Origin of the sequence: Bariatricus sp. HCP28S3_D3 (genome assembly GCF_052065755.1) — a bacterium.
In the GTDB taxonomy this organism is placed as follows: domain Bacteria; phylum Bacillota; class Clostridia; order Lachnospirales; family Lachnospiraceae; genus Allocoprococcus.
This window is the reverse complement of the sequence record NZ_JBQHTK010000105.1, coordinates 1-530: the sequence shown is the minus strand read 5'-3', so window position 1 is coordinate 530 and position 530 is coordinate 1. Positions and strand designations below refer to the sequence as shown.

Here is a 530-nt window from a genome sequence, read left to right as displayed (position 1 = left end):
TTGGGAACAGCGTAAGCTGGGAGCAACAAATACATTTTTCACAGATGGCAACTATGGAGAGGCTTATCCAAAATCATCTGATATGACTGATAGCGGTAGTGGAATACCTTTTCTTACAGGCGGAAATTTAAAGGATGGAAAACTATCCCTTGATGGAGCAAGTTATATTACTCCCGAAAAACATTCCAAACTTACATCTGGTCACTTGCTTGAAGATGATATTGTGATTGCTGTTAGAGGTTCCTTAGGCGCACTAGGCTACGTAAATACTGATAATTCAGGGTGGAACATTAATTCTCAATTAGCAATATTGCGCACTGACAAAAGTGAATTATATGGAAAATTTCTGATTCAGTATTTGTTATCTTGGACAGGACAAAATGAATTATTAAAAAGACAAACGGGTTCAGCATTAAAACAACTTCCAATAGGAGCAATCAAAGATGTCGAAGTGCCAATCACATCTATTGCTGAGCAGGGGAAGATTGGCGAATATTTTTCAAATCTCGACAACCTTATCACCCTTCATC

The 530-nt window shown here is 37.9% G+C and carries 1 protein-coding gene; it reads left to right on the top strand.

All coding sequences use genetic code 11. From position 1 onward, the window contains the following. A partial coding sequence (locus ACTNB3_RS17915; protein WP_441027317.1) for a restriction endonuclease subunit S occupies positions 1-530 on the top strand: 530 nt, incomplete at both ends.